The organism is Paraburkholderia sp. GAS348, assembly GCF_050434205.1.
Lineage (GTDB): Bacteria > Pseudomonadota > Gammaproteobacteria > Burkholderiales > Burkholderiaceae > Paraburkholderia.
Genome location: NZ_JBNPVT010000006.1, coordinates 121400 through 136548, shown reverse-complemented (window position 1 = coordinate 136548; position 15149 = coordinate 121400). Strand labels below are relative to the sequence as shown.

Below are 15149 nucleotides of genomic sequence, written 5' to 3'. Positions count from 1 at the left end.
CCGTAGTGCCGTCTCACTCTCGGCAAGTTGACAATGCCTTTTCAAGGCATGAGTGCAGTGGCGTTGCACAATGTCAGGCGTTGCATCTTCCTTCCTGACGTGCCGTCGAAACCCAGGCAAGCGTGTCATCCGGAGTTTGTGTTTCGGTGTAAAGATGACGGTGTCAATATTATTGACGGCCGCGCCCCAACGCAAATGATTCCGACTCGGGAATTTTCCCCTGTCCTGCATGAGGTGGCTCATTCGATGTCGTTGCTGCCGCGTGATGCTGCTCAACCCTATGCAGCGTCGCCTGGGCAAGACGAGAGGAGGTTGAGAGGCCGGGCGGACAGGGTAAAATGCCATTGGCAGCCAGTCTTCGCCGTGTCGAGTCCTGATGGTGGTTAATCTACATCTACACAGCGCAACATCTACACAGCGGCAACTTATGTCTACTCTTCCTCCCGAAGTCATCCCAACAAAAAAGAGCTCGTGGCATCACGGAAACCTTCGCGAGGAGATGGTGCTGCGTGGTCTTGAACTGGTCGAGTTGCGCGGGGCTGCCGATCTGTCATTGCGTGAGGTGGCGCGCCTCGCCGGCGTGTCGCAAACAGCGCCGACGCATCATTTCGGCGACAAGGACGGGTTGCTTGCCGCAATCGCCTCGGAAGGCTTTCGCCTGTTGATGGCGGATCGTCTCGCTGCCCTGAAAGACGGCATGACAAAGGAGCAACGGCTGCGCGTAGTCATGCGAGCCTATGTGGGTTTTGCGCTGAAGCGGCCGGAGCTGTTTCATCTGATGTTCGGGCCGCGTATCGCCGATAAAAACAAGCATCCGGAGTTGATGGAAGCAAGCGGCGGCTCGTTCCAGTTTCTAAACAACTCGATTGCCGAATTCCTCGCGGATCAAAGTGATTTAGCCCGCCCGCCGCGCTTCTCCGCGATTGCGGTCTGGTCAGGCATGCATGGGCTCGCGACCCTGTTGTCGGATCGGGAAAGCGGCTTGTGCCAGGTGTCCGGCGCATTGATCGACGATGTCTGCGAAACTGTCACCAACGTCTTGCTCGGCGGCTTGCAGAGCCCACATGTGCAGGCCGGAACGGCCGTTCGCCGGGCGGCCCGCAACAAGAAGTAATCTCCCCCTCGCGGCGCGTCTTTTTGTCGGCGATCGCCTGGCTGGGCGCGCCGCGCCTGTCTCACAGTGCTTCCCTCGGTACTGGCCGCTTTCCAGCCTGATATACCTTGCCCGTCCGTTTCCCCATGATTTAAGCAATAAACATTGCTCGTGAGAGGTTATTGACGCTTAAACTTGACGATGTAACAATAAGTCTCAGGTAGGGCAGCGCGGGTTGAACGGGTTGCAATAGATGCGGCCGGTTGGCCGGTTGGTCGCGCGTGGCTGGCATCTGGCCTCGCTCGTCATGAAGATTTGCTAGCAGAATTGCTTACTTTGCGCGGTCTATGCGACCGTTCGATTCAAATTCAGGAGGCGAAGATGACTGATATCGTAGTAGCAGGTTTTGCCCGATCCCCGTTTCATTTTTCACGCAAAGGCGGGTTGATTGACGTGCGCCCGGACGACCTGGCGGCGCAGGTGGTGTCCGAGTTGCTCAAGCGCACCGGCGTCGCTCACAATCTGATTGAGGATCTGGTAGTCGGCTGTTCCTACCCGGAAGCGGAGCAGGGGCTCAATATTGCGCGCATTATTGGCTTTCTGGCCGGTTTTGGCGACGTGGTACCCGGCGCCACGATCAATCGATTCTGCGGCTCGTCAATGTCTTCCGTCCACTATGCAGCAGGGCAGATTGCCCTCGGTCTCGGTGATGCATTCATCTGCGCTGGCGTCGAATCCATGACGCGGGTTCCGCAAGGTGGCTTCAACCGATCGCCGAATCCGGACCTGCTGCGCGACTATCCGGCTGCCTATGCGCCGATGGGCCTGACCGCCGAGAACGTTGCTCGCGAGTATGGTGTAAGCCGCGAAGCGCAGGAGGCCCTTGCTGTCGTTTCGCACGCGAAGGCTGCCGCGGCACGCGAGCAGGGACGCCTTGCCGACGAGATCGTGCCGATCAAGACTCCCGCTGGGCTTGTCAGTGTGGATGGCTGTATTCGTCCCGGCACGAATGCCGCGGCATTGGCGGCCTTGAAACCGGCGTTCGCGGAAGACGGCAGCGTCACGGCTGGCACGTCGTCGCCGCTGACCGATGGCGCATCGGCCGTGCTGCTGTGCAGCGCGGATTTTGCTCGCCAACACGGATTGCGCCCGCTGGCGAAAATCAGGACGGCGGCGGTGGCGTCGTGCCGGCCGGATTTGATGGGTATTGGGCCAATTCCGGCGACCCGCAAGGCGCTCGAGCGTGCGGGACTATCGGTTAAGGATCTGGACGTCATTGAAATCAACGAGGCATTCGCTAGCCAGGCAATCGCCTGCGGGCGCGAACTCGGCTTTGACGAAGAACGGGTCAACGTGGACGGCGGCGCACTTGCGATTGGGCATCCGCTCGGCGCGACCGGCGCGCGGCTGGTCGGCAAGGCGGCGTCGCTGCTTAGCCGCGGCGGCGGCCAGTTCGCGCTGGCAACGCAATGCATTGGCGGTGGTCAGGGCATCGCGACCATTCTGGAAGCCGTGTAATACGGTTGTGGGCGATAACACCGTGCCGTGAGGGCCTCTCTAACGCTCTTTCGCGCACGGTTGCCGGAAACGAAATCCGAGAAGCCCCATGTCCACACCGATTCTCAATCCGGCTGACTATCCATTTCGCGACGGCGGATTTCGCAAACCGTCTGCGGAGTTGCAAACGCGTGACGATGGCGTTTTGCTGCTGCGCTCACCAGCGACCTGCATGCGAAACATCCAGGCTAACGATATCGCCTTGTGCCGCCTCTTTTTGTGCAGCTACGCGTGCTTGCGCGGCCTCGACGTGGGCCGCCGGATTGATCGCGCTGTGAGCCGGATCATTGATGACGTCGAATGCCGGGTTGTAGCCGGCCTCTTTTAGATGGGCAAGTTCGGCTTGCACCTGGGCGCGCGTCAGCGGCGCGTTCGATTGTTGCGCAATCGATGCGATCGGCGCGGTCAGAACGGTGGCAATGACGATAGCCTTAATGAGCGACTTCACGATGACATACCTCCCAAAGGTGTAATCAAATGGTGCGAACATCGGGTTTGCAACCCGCGAGCAGAGTCTAGGGGAGGCGTCGATCCGCGGTAACGGGCGACACTGCAACTTATTGTTGCCTGCCTGAGAACAGTCGCGATCAGCCCAAACAAAACTCCGCCGCGCGCTCTAGAACGGCGCCTGCGACGTCCATTGTTGCGTCTTCGAATCCTGGAAGGGAACTCACCTGCGACTCGTAATTGAAGACCTCTTCCAACAAGAAGAGCACGTCGCGGATCGGTGCCTGACAGGTCGGCATAGCTGTTGATCTCACTGAGAGAAAGTCGGCCCAAGGTGACCTGGTGGTGCCGGGTGTTCAAACCGGCTGTCTCCAATGGGAGTGTCTCGGACAGGATATTCAACTTGACACTGTCATACTGCGCACAGATACTTGAGCACGCAAGCAGCGTTCGGCGCACGCGGTCGACGCGCTGGAAGATCAAATATGATTGATGGGAGACAACCATGCAGCAAAGACCTGTTCTCGTGACCGGTGCGGCCGGTCGGGTGGGGGCGGTGGGGCGGACCCTGACGCAGCTTCTGTTGAAGGAAGGCCACGCGGTGAGAGCGATGGTGCGACGCATCGACGAACGCTCGGAGGCACTGAAGGCCATGGGGGCTGACGTGCTCGTCGGCGACTTGCGCGACCTGCATTCGATGCATCGTGCAATTGAAGGATGCCGGGCGATCTATTTCGGCATGTCCGTATCGGATGCGTATCTGGAAGCGACGATGAACGCCGCGGTGGTTGCGAGGCATTACGGTGTCGATGCCTTCGTCAACATGTCGCAAATGACGCTTTCGCAGATGAGTCTCACTGAGACGACCGCAAGTCCTCAGCACAAACTGCACTGGCTCGCCGAGCAGGCGCTGAACTGGTCTGGATTGCCGGTGGTGCATGTTCGGCCGACGGTGTTTCTTGAAGGCTTCTTTCTGCAACTGGCGTCGGCCTCGGTTCGACAGTCGAGCGAACTGCGCTTGCCATTCGGCGACGGCAAGACGTCGCCGGTCGCTGCGGAGGATGTTGCGCATGCGTTAGCGGCAATCCTCGCCAATCCCGCGCCGCATGTCGGAAGGACCTACCACCTGACAGGGCCGGAATCGCAGAACATGCATTTCTACGCCGGCGAGTATTCGAAAGCACTTGGGCGTAAGGTCACTTATGTAGACATCCCAGTCGAGGAATGGCGGCTCGCTTTGCTCGAAAAGGGATTCCCGGTGCACCTCATGGATCACCTTTCGGCGATGGCCGATCTGCATAGAGCCGGGCGGTACGACCGTCAGTCGGACGACGTACTTACACTGACCGGCCGCCCCGCTACCAGCGTGGCCGATTTCGTGAGCCGCTACGAGAACGCGTTTCGTCCGCGTGAAGCGGGCTGAGCCGGGAGCCGTGCATCGATCCCGTCTGACGCCGTGATGCCGGAATAGGGCGACAAGGAGTGCAGCCGCTCGATCGAAGCCATGGGTCATGGCAATAAGCGCAAAAACGCGCAACTCTGCGACAATCCCGGTACACGTAAACGCATGCTGTTTGACAATGGTGCCGAGGCCTCTTCATGGCTGCGCGCCATTCGTCAAGGAGATCTGGCTGGCTTTCGCTCGACGGCTGCGGCTACGGGTGGCTGCGCACACAGATCTGGGCGCAACAAACGGTCCATTCACAGATATGCCTACCGAAGGTGCCCTATGGATTATCTTGATAGCTTGCGCGTTTTCCGCTCGGTCGTCGAAGGGAAAAGTTTTACCCGCGCGGCAGACATGCTGAGCATTACTACACCGGCCGTGTCGCGCGCCATATCCGGGCTTGAGCAGCGTCTCGGCAGTCGTCTGCTTCATCGCACGACGCGGCAGGTTTCGCTAACGGAAGCCGCGGAACATTTCTATGACGGCTGCTGCCGGATTCTCGACGATCTCGAAGTACTGGAAGCCGAAGCGTCGAACCAGGCGCGTGAGCCGACCGGTGTGCTTCGGCTTGTCGCTCATACAACGGCGACCGTGAGTCGGCTCGTGCCGCTCATCTCGACCTTTAAGCAGAAGTATCCCAAAGTGAGTCTGGACGTGACCCTTACCGAGCGCCCTGTCGACCTGGTGGCGGACGGCTATGACCTGGGGATCGTCGTCCCCTTCATGTTGAGTACCGACACGGTGGTGACCCGGCTTCTGGAACGCATGCCGCTCTCGGTGGTCGCGACACCAGCATATCTGGAAAAACACGCTTTACCCGAGCATCCGTCTGAACTGGTTGATCACACGTTCGTCGCGATGTCGCCCACGCTTCGTAAGCCGTCGTTGACTTTTCGCCTGGGTGACGAGGATATGACCGTCCCGCTGAAGTTCGATATCTCTTCGAACAATGCGGTGTTCAACCGGGAAATGGTGCTGGAGAGTTGGGGCGTCGGCGTGGTGCCTGCGGCGCTGGTCCAGGAGGAAGTGGCTTCAGGCAAGCTCGTGTCGATTCTTGACGATTTCGAAATCATCGACGGAGAGGTTGAGATTCGACTCGCGTATAACTCGCGAACCCTGCTGCCGGCCAAGGTGAAGGCGTTCGTCGAGCACGCTGCCACCTTCTTCGACGAGGTGGCAGTTGCGCGGCCGGCGCGGGCCAGTTCCAGGACGTGATGCTTCGCTTGGCTGGCGCGTATCGTGTTGCGGCGCTCGACTTCAAGCTGCTGCGTCGGTAATTCGTCGAAGGCGACGAGCTCCGCATTGCGGTGATCACTCTGTCGTGCAGGGCGTTACGGCGCTTGAGTCGGCACGCAGTGAAGGGCTGCTTTGGAGCGAGGCGCGTGGCTGTTCATGGCCCCATTGCAGTTATTTAGCGCGTCGGAGAATGAGCGATTGATTAGAAACTTGCGAAGGCATGCACAAGGCGGTTAAAAGCACCGGCATTCGACACATTCATCCCGTGCGACGCACCGGCGATGGTTTGCCTCTCCGCATAGTCGATCCATTCTGTGAGCTTTTCAACGTTGTTGCGGAACATCCGCGGGCTGCGCTGTCCGTCGATCAGCAACGTCCTGCATTTCACCTCGCGTGCCGTTTCACGGGAATAGGCGGGCAACGGATCGCGGAGCTGCTTGGGCAGCGTGCCCGCGTTGTCGATCGCCATGGTGCGGAACGCAACCGGGCTCTTGCGCCATGATCCGGGCACGCTGACCGAATCGACGAACAGCTCCAGTCCCGCGTCGATCTGCTGGCTCTCGATGAGTTCAGCGACACGCGCGCGCAGCACATTCGTCGCGGCCGGCAGCGAAGCGTCCGGCATCCCCTCGATCTGCAGCGGACCACCCGGATCGGCGAGCGTCAATGACTTCACAAGCCGCGGATATTCGCGTGCGACATGAAACGCCACGCAGCCGCCACGCGAATGCCCGATCAGATGCACGGGCCCAAGGTCGATCGCCTCAATGAACTCGGCCAGCTCGGCGACATGCGTCTGCCAGCCGAATTCCCCCTGGATGCAGGCCTCGCTTGCCGGCCAATAGTGGCTCAGGCTCACGGAGATGCAGCGAAAATGCTGCGACAGCGCCGCAGTCTGCGCATTCCAGTATCGATAGTCGCAAAGCGACCCATGCACGAATATCAGCGGTTCGCCATCTCCGCACTCGACATATGGCACGCAAATGCCCGATGCGATGGTCGCAAAGGACAATTCCGGCACGGCAAGCACTGAGAGGTCGGTACGGGCGTTCATTGAGTGGCTCCTTGGAAGACACTATGCCCGATGTCGCTGGTTTGGAAAATCGCGTAATATTGATCGAATCTATCTAATTTTCTGATACCGGACCCATTGAAAGCTCTCGACCTGGACGTCATGACCATGATCGTGGCCGTCGCCGACACCGGTAACATCAGCCGGGCGGCGGAAGTCGTGCATCGTTCGCAATCGGCGGTGAGCATGCAGATCAAGACGCTCGAGACTGCGCTGGGCAAGCCGCTGTTTGTTCGCAAACCGAGAAGTGTGGTCCCGACACAGGACGGCGAAGTCCTGTTGACGTACGCTCGCCGCATGCTCGCATTGCGCGACGAGGCTTGGGCCGCCGTGGTCAGGCCGGACGTGACGGGGCGCGTGAGCATCGGCGTGCCGGACGATTATGCGTCGTCGCTGCTGCCGCCAATCCTCAAGAAGTTTTCCGCGACCTATCCGAAGGTGGAAATTCAGGTCGTTGGCTTGCCGAGCGTCGCACTTGCGCCGATGGTGAAAGACGGCTCCGTCGACCTTGTGTGCGCCACGCGAGTCAAGGGCCTGTCAGGCGAGTTCATCCGGTTCGAGCCGATGGAATGGGCGGCGGCGCCGAGCGCCAATGAAATCTGGCGCGAACGGCCGCTGCCGATCGCCGTGTTCCTGCCGGGCAGCGTCGCGCGGGAGAATGCGATTCGCAGCCTCGAGCGCGCGAAAATTCCCTACCGGACCTCGTATGAAAGTCCAAGTCTGCTCGGCCTGCTGTCGATGGCCGAAGCTGGGCTGGCCATTGTCCCGCTCGCACGATGCGCGGTCCCGGCGCACTTCGCGCTCCTGGGACGTGCGCACGGATTGCCCGAGATTCCCGCGCTAGAAATGGTGCTGGCGCGAAGCACGGCCTCGAAGCGGCCGCCTTGCGACTTTCTGGCGGAAAAAATTCTTTCCGAGTTGAGGCGCTAGCCGCAAAGCCCCTGATTCGAGGCGGCGCTGGCTTTGCCGTCCAAGGTCGTGGCGCGTCCGCTCGATCTTCCTCGTCACCGTACCGGTATCGGTCTTGCTTACACCCGGCTCGATAGCGCGCCGAAACGTGCGCGCTTCGAAGCGATGGAGCATAGCGCCAGCGATTCATGGGGGAACTGAGTTTCGACGAGCGCGGCATTTGCGATTCAGCTTGCCAAGCCGGGAAGTGACCATCCACCCGTTGGCTTATAGTGGAGACATCGTCGCCCTCGGGGCGAGCTTCCTGTTCAGGACCGACGCATTTGACGAAGGACGGCAATATGGCTGCTGATTCTGGTTTGACTTACGACCCGCAGGGACCAACGCCTGGGTCATTGATGACGCTGGTTGAATATCTCGAACTCTCGCTGAATGAGGGGAAATGCGTCGTCATGATGCGCAACGGTCCAGACGTCTGTGCTGTCTACATCGGCGATCCAGCGGACGAGGACAACGAGTTGACTGGTCACGGAACCATCGCGGCGGGCGTGGCTGACGCGATACTCGAACTGACGCACGCCGGCTTGAACCGGATAACGGTCGGTGACCAGACGTACCGGTTTGTTCGAAGCTTCACGCACATCGCCGACGTTGGTGCCGTGATATTCGCTCCGGCATAGCGCTCCGCGCATTCGTCAGGACGTCGACCTTGGCTCGGGCCAGGGCCAGCCCTTCTTTTCGATGGCTGCATCCGACTTCGCGGGCAGCGCGGCCGCGGCCGGCGCATCGACCGGAGTTGCGTCTTTTGCGGCATCGTGAGGCGGTTCTGCCAACGGGTCCGCTTTCATCCCCGGAAGCCCGGCCCCGAACCACGCCACCGTCCTTTCGACGTGGCTGACATACGCTTTCCAGCCGTCGGGGTTACCGTCAAAAAGGTTGTGCTGAACGCTTGACGCTAGCGCGTCCCGGTTGAGTTCCGCCTCAAGCAGCTCCCTTGGCCACAGGAAGAACGCGCTGGCGACGCGTTGGGTGAATTCGGCCACCGTCATTTTCGGCGCCAGCGCCCGGAGGAACCCGAAGCGCTGCAGTGAGTCCTCTTCCTGCATAAGATGCGCCACCGGCGCGGTCGGCTTGCTAGTCCTTGCTAAACAGTTCAAAGCTTCGAGCATGTCTCCGAGATGAAGCAGTAATTCCCGCCTGTCAAATCGGTCGTCCATTGCGGTATGTTCGTTCATTGCGTACTTGGTTGGGGAGGGTTGGCTTCGGTTGAACGCCAGGTTTCGTCGCCACTATTCGGGTGCGTCTTCATCGAGTAGCTCGTCGTCCTCTGACTTCAGGATTGGGGCAGGGCTGTCCGGGTCCGGCGAGCCGGCCTCCGCGTCCGGAGCATTGTCCGCGCGTCTGTCTTTGCCGTCTTTGCGGCCCTCGTCAGGTGTCTGTTCGTTTGGATGGTTCGTCATGGCATCCTCCGAAATAACGCTAGCAGCTCGATGCTCCAGTAGCATCCTGGCGCTGCGTGCGGGTTATCGGGTCAGCGGCAGCCGCTGCGCATACCGCACCGTTGATTCGCCGCGTCGCGGTGTCCATCGACACGCACTGCTCGCCGGTACCCAATGTTAGCGCGCTCCCGACCAGCGTCAACCGTCACCTTCGTTTCTGCGTTGCGGCCGACGCGCGTGTCGACCTTGCCGCGCCGGCAGTTGCAGATGCGAGCGTCGCGCCCTTTTTCCGGCGAAACCTTTTCAGGTGTGGCGTTGGCGCTTTCGGTCTGGGGAACGAACGCATTGCTCGCGGTGTGGTCTTACCTGCCAACGGTGAAATGCTCCGCCGCAAACCAATCTAAATCAGGCCCCGATGCGCTCGACTTTCACTAAATGGCTGTTCATCGTCTACGTTCTCGGTACCGGGACGCTGTATTCAATGGCCATCCTGCTTCTGTTTCCTTTCGTCGGCAGGGCTGGCCGATACTGGTTGGCAAAACAATGGTGTCGCGCACTGGTGATAGTGATGCGCTGGCTGCCGGGAGTCTCATGTTCGATAGAAGGGCTTGAACATATTCCTGAAGGGCCAGCGATACTGCTGTGCCGTCACGAATCGACCTGGGAGACACTCACATTTCTTGCACTTTTTCCACGGCGCATCAGTTTTGTTTTCAAGGAAGAGCTTCTTCGCATCCCTTTTTTTGGATGGGTGCTGCGTGGCCTCGATATGGTTAGCCTGAACCGCGGCTCCGCTCGGCAGGCTCATCAGGCTGTGACGCAGGAAAGCGCCGAGAGGCTGGCGAAGGGAGATGTTGTCGTCATTTTCCCGGAGGGGACCCGGGTGCCACACGACGCTCCGTTGAGGATGACATCAGGTGGCGTTCGATTGGCTTGCGCGACTGGCGTTCCTGCTGTTCCTGTGGTTCTCAACGCGGGCAAAATCTGGCCGGCGAAAGGCTGGCCCAGCGGCCGTGGCCGGATTCGTGTGGTTGTCGGGCCGGCATTCTCGCCTCGGGACCTGTCACAGCAGGAACTGGGTCGAGCCGTCCACGAGTGGATGAAAGATGAACTGCTGCGGCTTTGATGCGCTTGAAGCGGGATGAATCCCGCGAATGGCTCGACAAACACCCGCTCGATGGCACTACGCGGCTCCGGTGCCGCAATGGGTCGCCGCGAGCGCCGCTTTGCCTGTCTGCGTGTGCCGACTATCCCCAGAAATTCTGAGCGCAAAGGACGGCATGGCGTACGCCGGTTCACTCCGAGCTTTTTTACGTGTGTACAGGAATCCAAATATGGAATTCTTTGTTCACTTCAATACGGCGTGCGGATAACGTATCTCACTTCTACAACTTCCTCGTGCGTCGCAACAAGTCGGTGATGGAGCGCGTGCGTGCATTCGGTGCGCAGTTGCACACAGCCCTGCTGGCGGGCACGAAGCGGCGGGCACGAAGCGTCAGGTACGAAGCGTCAGGCACGAAGCGTCAGGCACGCGCGGACGCGAACGCGAACGCGCATTGAACCATCCAACAGGCGGAGCCAGGCGTCATGACCGAGCGTTGGACAGGACGCTCAGGAGGACGAAGTCATCGCCGCCATCAACACGACGCCGATCTGGAGAAGCATATGGCCGAGGTTGCGGCGCAACCAGATTGTCCCGCGTCAGGAAGGAGATCCCATGAGTACGCTCCACAATGAAGTCGACCTGGATGCCGACGGACGTCACGTGGGCTATCTGCGGCTGCCTCACTCGGTTCATCGGTCCGCTTACGGCTGGATTCCGATTCCGATCGCATCAGTGCGCACCGGCGACGGTCCCGTCGTGCTGCTCATGGGGGGCAATCACGGTGATGAATACGAAGGGCAAGTGCTGGTCTCGAGTCTGATGCGCGAAATCGAGCCGCAATGGGTGTGCGGGCAACTGATCTTTTTGCCCATGGCGAATTTTCCGGCTGCGGTTGCGGGCCAGAGGACTTCGCCACTCGACGGCGGCAACCTGAACCGCAGTTTTCCCGGCGATCCACAAGGCGCGCCGACGGCCGCAATCGCCGACTACATCGAGCACACGCTGCTCGCACGCGCGCAATATCTGATCGATCTGCATTCGGGCGGAAGTTCGCTTCTCTACGACGGCGCCAATATGCTGGCCATCGAGCCGCGCGATCCCGAGGAGGAACAGCGGCTCAAAGCATTGCTCGCTGCGTTCGGGTTGCCGCGCGCATTTCTGCATCGGCCGAACCCGGTCCATGCAGCGAGCGCCGCGCGGCGGCAGGGTGCGATTTCCATCCTCACGGAGCTCGGCGGCGGCGGCACCGTGCAGGCGAGCCTGCTGCGTGATGCGCGACACGGACTGCTGAACCTGCTCGGGTTCATTGGCGTGTTGAGCGGACCACTCGTACCGGACGGCCCGCCTGCGCGGACGCGCTTCTTCACGGTATCCGGCTCGCGCCACTATGTGTACGCCTATGATCGCGGGGTGTACGAGCCACTCGTCGATTTGGGCGATCAGGTCGCGGCGGGCCAGGCGGCGGCGCGAATCCATTTCCCCGACACACCGCTACGGGAACCGGTCACCACTTTTTTCGCGAGCGCGGGCGAGGTCGTTTGCAAACGTGTGCCGGCCGCCGTGGAGCGTGGCGACTGTCTGTTCCATCTCGCCGAGCCAGTTTGAGGGCGATGCGGGTAAATCCAGCGTTGCTATTCTGGACATTTACACGCTTTATTAGAATTAAAAACGTGTGACCGTGGTCTGTCTAATGGGACGCATTAAAATAAGAAATCATCCCGCGGTTAGCGGGCTTAAGTTCGTGGTCTCGACGCGCTATCCAACAAATATCCCCAGGCCCTGATAGTGCTGCGATCAGGCATCTGAAAGCAACATGAAATAAATGTGCGGCCAGTATCCCATTAATTAATGCGTTTCACCGGCAGCAGAGTTCCTGACGCTATGGTGCGGATAATGATGTGAATTAAATATACGAACTCCACGGAATAACGATTCGTTAAATGTTTGGTTCGTCAAGAATGGGTGACCTGTTATCTTCTTTATAGATCGACGGTAATCAAAGTCGAACTGGAAAAGAATTCAACGACAGGAGTGACAGGGATAAGAGCTATCCCCTATTCACCATGACCTATGAAATTATCGATACCACGCCGCTGGATCCCGTTGCGCGGCCGCTATTGGACGCGCTGCACATCGAGTACACGACACGGTATCGCGAGTTCCGGCCGGACAGCGCGGCATCGGTAAGTGAAGAGATGATGCGTTATCCGGCCGGGTTGTTCGCGCCACCCGAAGGCGCTTTCATCGTCGTCATGCGCGATGGGGAGACGGTCGGCGGCGGTGCGTTCAAGCGCTATGACGCGACGACCGCAGAACTCAAGCGTATCTGGACACACGCCAGTCAGCGGCGCCAGGGGCTGGCCCGCCGTGTCGTGCAGGAACTCGAGGCGCGAGCGTTGCGTCAGGGATATCGCCGCGTCTATCTGACCACCGGCTTCAAACAGCCGGAAGCAGCAGGCCTCTATATCAATGCGGGCTACGAGCCTCTGTTCGATCGTTCGATCGCACCGGAGATCCATTTTCGTCTTCCGTTCGGCAAGGATTTGCTGGAGCCGGGCCGAGTCGATTCGTTGCACGATCTGGTTCAACCCGAGCCGCTTGGCCAGCGGTAGTCACGCGCGCGGTGCATCGTTCAACTCAACCATTTGACGGGATATCAAGTCATGAAGCAAAGCAAGGGAATCTGGGCAGTGCTGGCTGGAACGTTCGCCACATTGGCGATGGGCGCAGCAGGTATCGCTCTGGCGGCAAGCGGTGCATTTAACCTGAGTCCGGATCAGCATGGCCAGATCCGGACCACGCCTGACGCCGCAGCCATCAAGGCCATACCGGCCGCGTTTCCATTTGCTGCGAAGGACGAACTGGTCATCGGCATGGCAGTGGCGTGGCCGCCGCTCGGTACGTATGCGACCGATGAAAAGACGATCGTCGGTTTCGACCCGGATCTCGCGCAACTGGTCGCTGACGGTCTGGGGCGCAAGCTGAAAATCGTGGCGCTTGCGTGGGAAGACTGGCCGCTCGCCGTGCAATCGGGCAAGGTCGACGCGGTTCTGTCGAACGTGACGGTCACCGAGCAGCGCAAGGAGAAATTCGATTTCTCGACCTATCGGCGCGACGTGCTCGGTTTCTACGTAGCCGTCTCAAGCCCGATCAAGACAATCCGTGAGCCAAAGGACGTTGCCGGGCTACGTGTCATTACCGATTCTGGAACGAATCAGGAAAAGATCCTGCTCGCATGGGACAAGGAGAATGTCGCGCATGGACTGAAGCCCGTGCAGGTTCAGTACTACGACGACATCGCCGTCAGGGACGTGGCGCTGCGCTCGGGGCGCGCCGACGCGATCCTGAGCGTCAACTCGGCGCTTGCGTACGAGGCTGCGCAGAGAGGGGGAATACGCGCGGTCGGCGCCATCAGCGGTGGTTGGCCGATCACGGCCGACGTCGCGATCACCACGAAGAAGGGCAGCGGACTTGCTGCGCCGCTCACGCTGTTGCTGAACGACCTGATTCGCAGCGGCAAATATAGCCAGGTACTCGACCGCTGGAATCTCGGTTCCGAAGCGATCGATCAGGCCAGGACGAATCCTCCGGGGCTCCCCAGGAGTTAAATCGTCGAGGCAGTTGAGACTGACTTTATAAGGTCAGTTTTCAATCATAAGTATTACTGAAAATCGAGCGACGCCATCGCTGCCGCACCGGCCGCCGCTCATGCATAGAAAAATTTGCTCGAACGATTTTGGACCCCGATAGCGATAATGGGATCAGCGAAGTCGTTCAGCGAATTTCCTCAAATTTTTCCCCCTGTACCGCGTGGTGCATTGGGAGGGCTTGATATGTCCTACTCACTTTCGATTCTCGACAAGAGTCCGATCGCCGACGGAAAGAGTGCTCATGATGCGCTGCGCTTTACCGTACGGCTCGCGCAGCGCGCCGAGGCGTTGGGTTACAAGCGTTACTGGATCGCCGAGCATCATGGCGCCCCGGGACTCGCGAGTTCCGCGCCGGAGATCGTCGTGTCGCATCTGCTCGCGCACACTTCGCGCATTCGTGTCGGCTCGGGTGGCGTGATGCTTCAGCACTACAGTCCTTTCAAGGTTGCGGAAACTTTCCGGGTGCTCGCCTCACTCGCGCCTGGGCGTGTCGATCTCGGCATCGGCAAGGCGCCGGGCGGACTGCCGTTGACGACGCGCGCGCTGCAATGGTTTCACGACAAGGCGAAGAAGCAGGATTTCGCGCACCAGTTCGCGGAACTCGACGCGTTCCTGAAGTGGGGCGTGGCCGTTGATCACCCGCTGGCAGGTGCGATCGCGCTGCCGACGCCGCCTGAGGCGCCCGAGCGCGTTTTGCTGGGCGCTAGCGCCGAGAGCGCGGCGCTCGCCGCGCGGCACGGCTGGCAGTTCTGCTACGCCGGCCATTTCAACGGTGACGAAGCCAATATCGAGCGCTCGCTCGATGCCTATCGCAGCGTGACAGGACGCCCGCCGCTGCTCGCGCTTTACGCGTTCGCCGCGCAGTCGCGCGCCGAGGCTCAGCGCCAGATCGGCACACTGCGCATTTTCAAGCTGCAGCTTGCAACGGGGCAGAGCGTCAATCTCCCCAGCCCCGAGGCGGCAGCGGAATTCGCGCGACAAACCGGCGTGACCCACTATCGCGTCGACGAACTCCATCCCCACGTCGTCGCCGGCACCGCGGAGGAGGTGCGCCGGGAACTCGATGCCTTGCACGAACGCTTCGGCATCGAGGAATTTGTAATCGACTCCCCGATAACAGACTACGCGCAGCGGCTCGCTTCGGTCGAGGCGCTGGCCGGCGCGGAACAGACCGTACGCGTTTGACTTCAGCTC

Annotated in this window: 17 protein-coding genes; 12 read left to right on the top strand and 5 right to left on the bottom strand. The window is 60.2% G+C overall.

Annotated elements, in window-relative coordinates:
- The first annotated feature begins 427 nt into the window (after positions 1 to 427).
- Together P3T22_RS12985 and P3T22_RS12980 are read left to right on the top strand one after the other, a co-directional pair.
- The gene (locus P3T22_RS12985; protein WP_429325160.1) at positions 428 to 1114 is read left to right on the top strand and encodes a TetR/AcrR family transcriptional regulator; all 687 of its coding nucleotides are present in this window, start codon (positions 428 to 430) and stop codon (positions 1112 to 1114) included.
- A gap of 360 nt (positions 1115 to 1474) precedes the next feature.
- A complete protein-coding gene (locus P3T22_RS12980) occupies positions 1475 to 2611 on the top strand; it encodes a thiolase family protein (protein WP_063495851.1) in 1137 nt (378 codons plus the stop codon).
- Between the two features lie 196 nt (positions 2612 to 2807).
- On the opposite strand, the gene P3T22_RS12975 is transcribed toward P3T22_RS12980, so the two are convergent.
- Both P3T22_RS12975 and P3T22_RS12970 read right to left on the bottom strand, forming a co-directional pair.
- A complete protein-coding gene (locus P3T22_RS12975) occupies positions 2808 to 3098 on the bottom strand; it encodes a DUF4148 domain-containing protein (protein WP_063497920.1) in 291 nt (96 codons plus the stop codon).
- Between the two features lie 139 nt (positions 3099 to 3237).
- Positions 3238 to 3396 carry an acyl-CoA dehydrogenase N-terminal domain-containing protein gene (locus P3T22_RS12970; RefSeq protein WP_082855016.1) on the bottom strand — a complete coding sequence of 53 codons (159 nt, stop codon included), beginning with the start codon at positions 3394 to 3396 and terminating at the stop codon, positions 3238 to 3240.
- A 206-nt stretch (positions 3397 to 3602) separates the two neighbouring features.
- Here P3T22_RS12970 and P3T22_RS12965 point away from each other — a divergent pair, with 206 nt between their 5' ends.
- On the top strand, positions 3603 to 4520 hold the full coding sequence (locus tag P3T22_RS12965; RefSeq protein ID WP_063495852.1) for an NAD(P)H-binding protein: 918 nt from the start codon (positions 3603 to 3605) through the stop codon (positions 4518 to 4520).
- A gap of 306 nt (positions 4521 to 4826) precedes the next feature.
- Entirely contained in the window at positions 4827 to 5759 is a 933-nt protein-coding gene (locus P3T22_RS12960; protein WP_063495853.1) for a LysR family transcriptional regulator, read from the top strand.
- A gap of 223 nt (positions 5760 to 5982) precedes the next feature.
- On the opposite strand, the gene P3T22_RS12955 is transcribed toward P3T22_RS12960, so the two are convergent.
- Positions 5983 to 6834: an alpha/beta fold hydrolase gene (locus P3T22_RS12955; RefSeq protein WP_063495855.1), complete on the bottom strand. Its 852-nt coding sequence runs from the start codon at positions 6832 to 6834 to the stop codon at positions 5983 to 5985.
- Between the two features lie 126 nt (positions 6835 to 6960).
- Between P3T22_RS12955 and P3T22_RS12950 the strand changes: the two genes are divergently transcribed.
- The gene (locus tag P3T22_RS12950) at positions 6961 to 7782 is read left to right on the top strand and encodes a LysR substrate-binding domain-containing protein (RefSeq protein ID WP_181448420.1); all 822 of its coding nucleotides are present in this window, start codon (positions 6961 to 6963) and stop codon (positions 7780 to 7782) included.
- Between the two features lie 302 nt (positions 7783 to 8084).
- Positions 8085 to 8441: a hypothetical protein gene (locus P3T22_RS12945; protein ID WP_335341186.1), complete on the top strand. Its 357-nt coding sequence runs from the start codon at positions 8085 to 8087 to the stop codon at positions 8439 to 8441.
- A 15-nt stretch (positions 8442 to 8456) separates the two neighbouring features.
- Here P3T22_RS12945 and P3T22_RS12940 read toward each other — a convergent pair whose 3' ends face one another.
- Together P3T22_RS12940 and P3T22_RS12935 are read right to left on the bottom strand one after the other, a co-directional pair.
- Complete coding sequence (locus tag P3T22_RS12940) at positions 8457 to 8978, bottom strand: hypothetical protein (protein WP_063495857.1); 522 nt, start codon at positions 8976 to 8978, stop codon at positions 8457 to 8459.
- A gap of 72 nt (positions 8979 to 9050) precedes the next feature.
- Positions 9051 to 9221 carry a hypothetical protein gene (locus P3T22_RS12935; RefSeq protein WP_158515262.1) on the bottom strand — a complete coding sequence of 57 codons (171 nt, stop codon included), beginning with the start codon at positions 9219 to 9221 and terminating at the stop codon, positions 9051 to 9053.
- 394 nt (positions 9222 to 9615) lie between these two features.
- On the opposite strand from P3T22_RS12935, the gene P3T22_RS12930 reads away from it, so the two are divergent.
- The 6 genes from P3T22_RS12930 to P3T22_RS12905 all read left to right on the top strand — a co-directional run bounded on the left by P3T22_RS12930 (position 9616) and on the right by P3T22_RS12905 (position 15140).
- Entirely contained in the window at positions 9616 to 10326 is a 711-nt protein-coding gene (locus tag P3T22_RS12930) for a lysophospholipid acyltransferase family protein (RefSeq protein WP_429325159.1), read from the top strand.
- 218 nt (positions 10327 to 10544) lie between these two features.
- Positions 10545 to 10760 (top strand): hypothetical protein, encoded by a 216-nt coding sequence (locus tag P3T22_RS12925; protein WP_429325276.1) that lies wholly within the window; start codon positions 10545 to 10547, stop codon positions 10758 to 10760.
- Positions 10761 to 10917: 157 nt separating this feature from the next.
- Entirely contained in the window at positions 10918 to 11910 is a 993-nt protein-coding gene (locus P3T22_RS12920) for a succinylglutamate desuccinylase/aspartoacylase family protein (RefSeq protein WP_429325158.1), read from the top strand.
- A gap of 458 nt (positions 11911 to 12368) precedes the next feature.
- The gene (locus P3T22_RS12915) at positions 12369 to 12917 is read left to right on the top strand and encodes a GNAT family N-acetyltransferase (protein WP_429325157.1); all 549 of its coding nucleotides are present in this window, start codon (positions 12369 to 12371) and stop codon (positions 12915 to 12917) included.
- A gap of 51 nt (positions 12918 to 12968) precedes the next feature.
- A complete protein-coding gene (locus P3T22_RS12910) occupies positions 12969 to 13913 on the top strand; it encodes an ABC transporter substrate-binding protein (protein WP_429325156.1) in 945 nt (314 codons plus the stop codon).
- A gap of 225 nt (positions 13914 to 14138) precedes the next feature.
- Positions 14139 to 15140, top strand: a complete 1002-nt coding sequence (locus P3T22_RS12905) for an LLM class flavin-dependent oxidoreductase (RefSeq protein ID WP_429325155.1) — start codon at positions 14139 to 14141, stop codon at positions 15138 to 15140.
- The last annotated feature ends 9 nt before the right edge of the window (positions 15141 to 15149 follow it).

Coding starts and splice junctions, on each gene's coding strand:
- P3T22_RS12985 (WP_429325160.1), top strand. CDS start 428: ATGTCTACTCTTCCTCCCGAAGTCATCCCAACAAAAAAGAGCTCGTGG.
- P3T22_RS12980 (WP_063495851.1), top strand. CDS start 1,475: ATGACTGATATCGTAGTAGCAGGTTTTGCCCGATCCCCGTTTCATTTT.
- P3T22_RS12970 (WP_082855016.1), bottom strand. CDS start 3,396: ATGCCGACCTGTCAGGCACCGATCCGCGACGTGCTCTTCTTGTTGGAA.
- P3T22_RS12965 (WP_063495852.1), top strand. CDS start 3,603: ATGCAGCAAAGACCTGTTCTCGTGACCGGTGCGGCCGGTCGGGTGGGG.
- P3T22_RS12960 (WP_063495853.1), top strand. CDS start 4,827: ATGGATTATCTTGATAGCTTGCGCGTTTTCCGCTCGGTCGTCGAAGGG.
- P3T22_RS12955 (WP_063495855.1), bottom strand. CDS start 6,834: ATGAACGCCCGTACCGACCTCTCAGTGCTTGCCGTGCCGGAATTGTCC.
- P3T22_RS12950 (WP_181448420.1), top strand. CDS start 6,961: ATGATCGTGGCCGTCGCCGACACCGGTAACATCAGCCGGGCGGCGGAA.
- P3T22_RS12940 (WP_063495857.1), bottom strand. CDS start 8,978: ATGGACGACCGATTTGACAGGCGGGAATTACTGCTTCATCTCGGAGAC.
- P3T22_RS12935 (WP_158515262.1), bottom strand. CDS start 9,221: ATGACGAACCATCCAAACGAACAGACACCTGACGAGGGCCGCAAAGAC.
- P3T22_RS12930 (WP_429325159.1), top strand. CDS start 9,616: ATGCGCTCGACTTTCACTAAATGGCTGTTCATCGTCTACGTTCTCGGT.
- P3T22_RS12920 (WP_429325158.1), top strand. CDS start 10,918: ATGAGTACGCTCCACAATGAAGTCGACCTGGATGCCGACGGACGTCAC.
- P3T22_RS12915 (WP_429325157.1), top strand. CDS start 12,369: ATGACCTATGAAATTATCGATACCACGCCGCTGGATCCCGTTGCGCGG.
- P3T22_RS12910 (WP_429325156.1), top strand. CDS start 12,969: ATGAAGCAAAGCAAGGGAATCTGGGCAGTGCTGGCTGGAACGTTCGCC.
- P3T22_RS12905 (WP_429325155.1), top strand. CDS start 14,139: ATGTCCTACTCACTTTCGATTCTCGACAAGAGTCCGATCGCCGACGGA.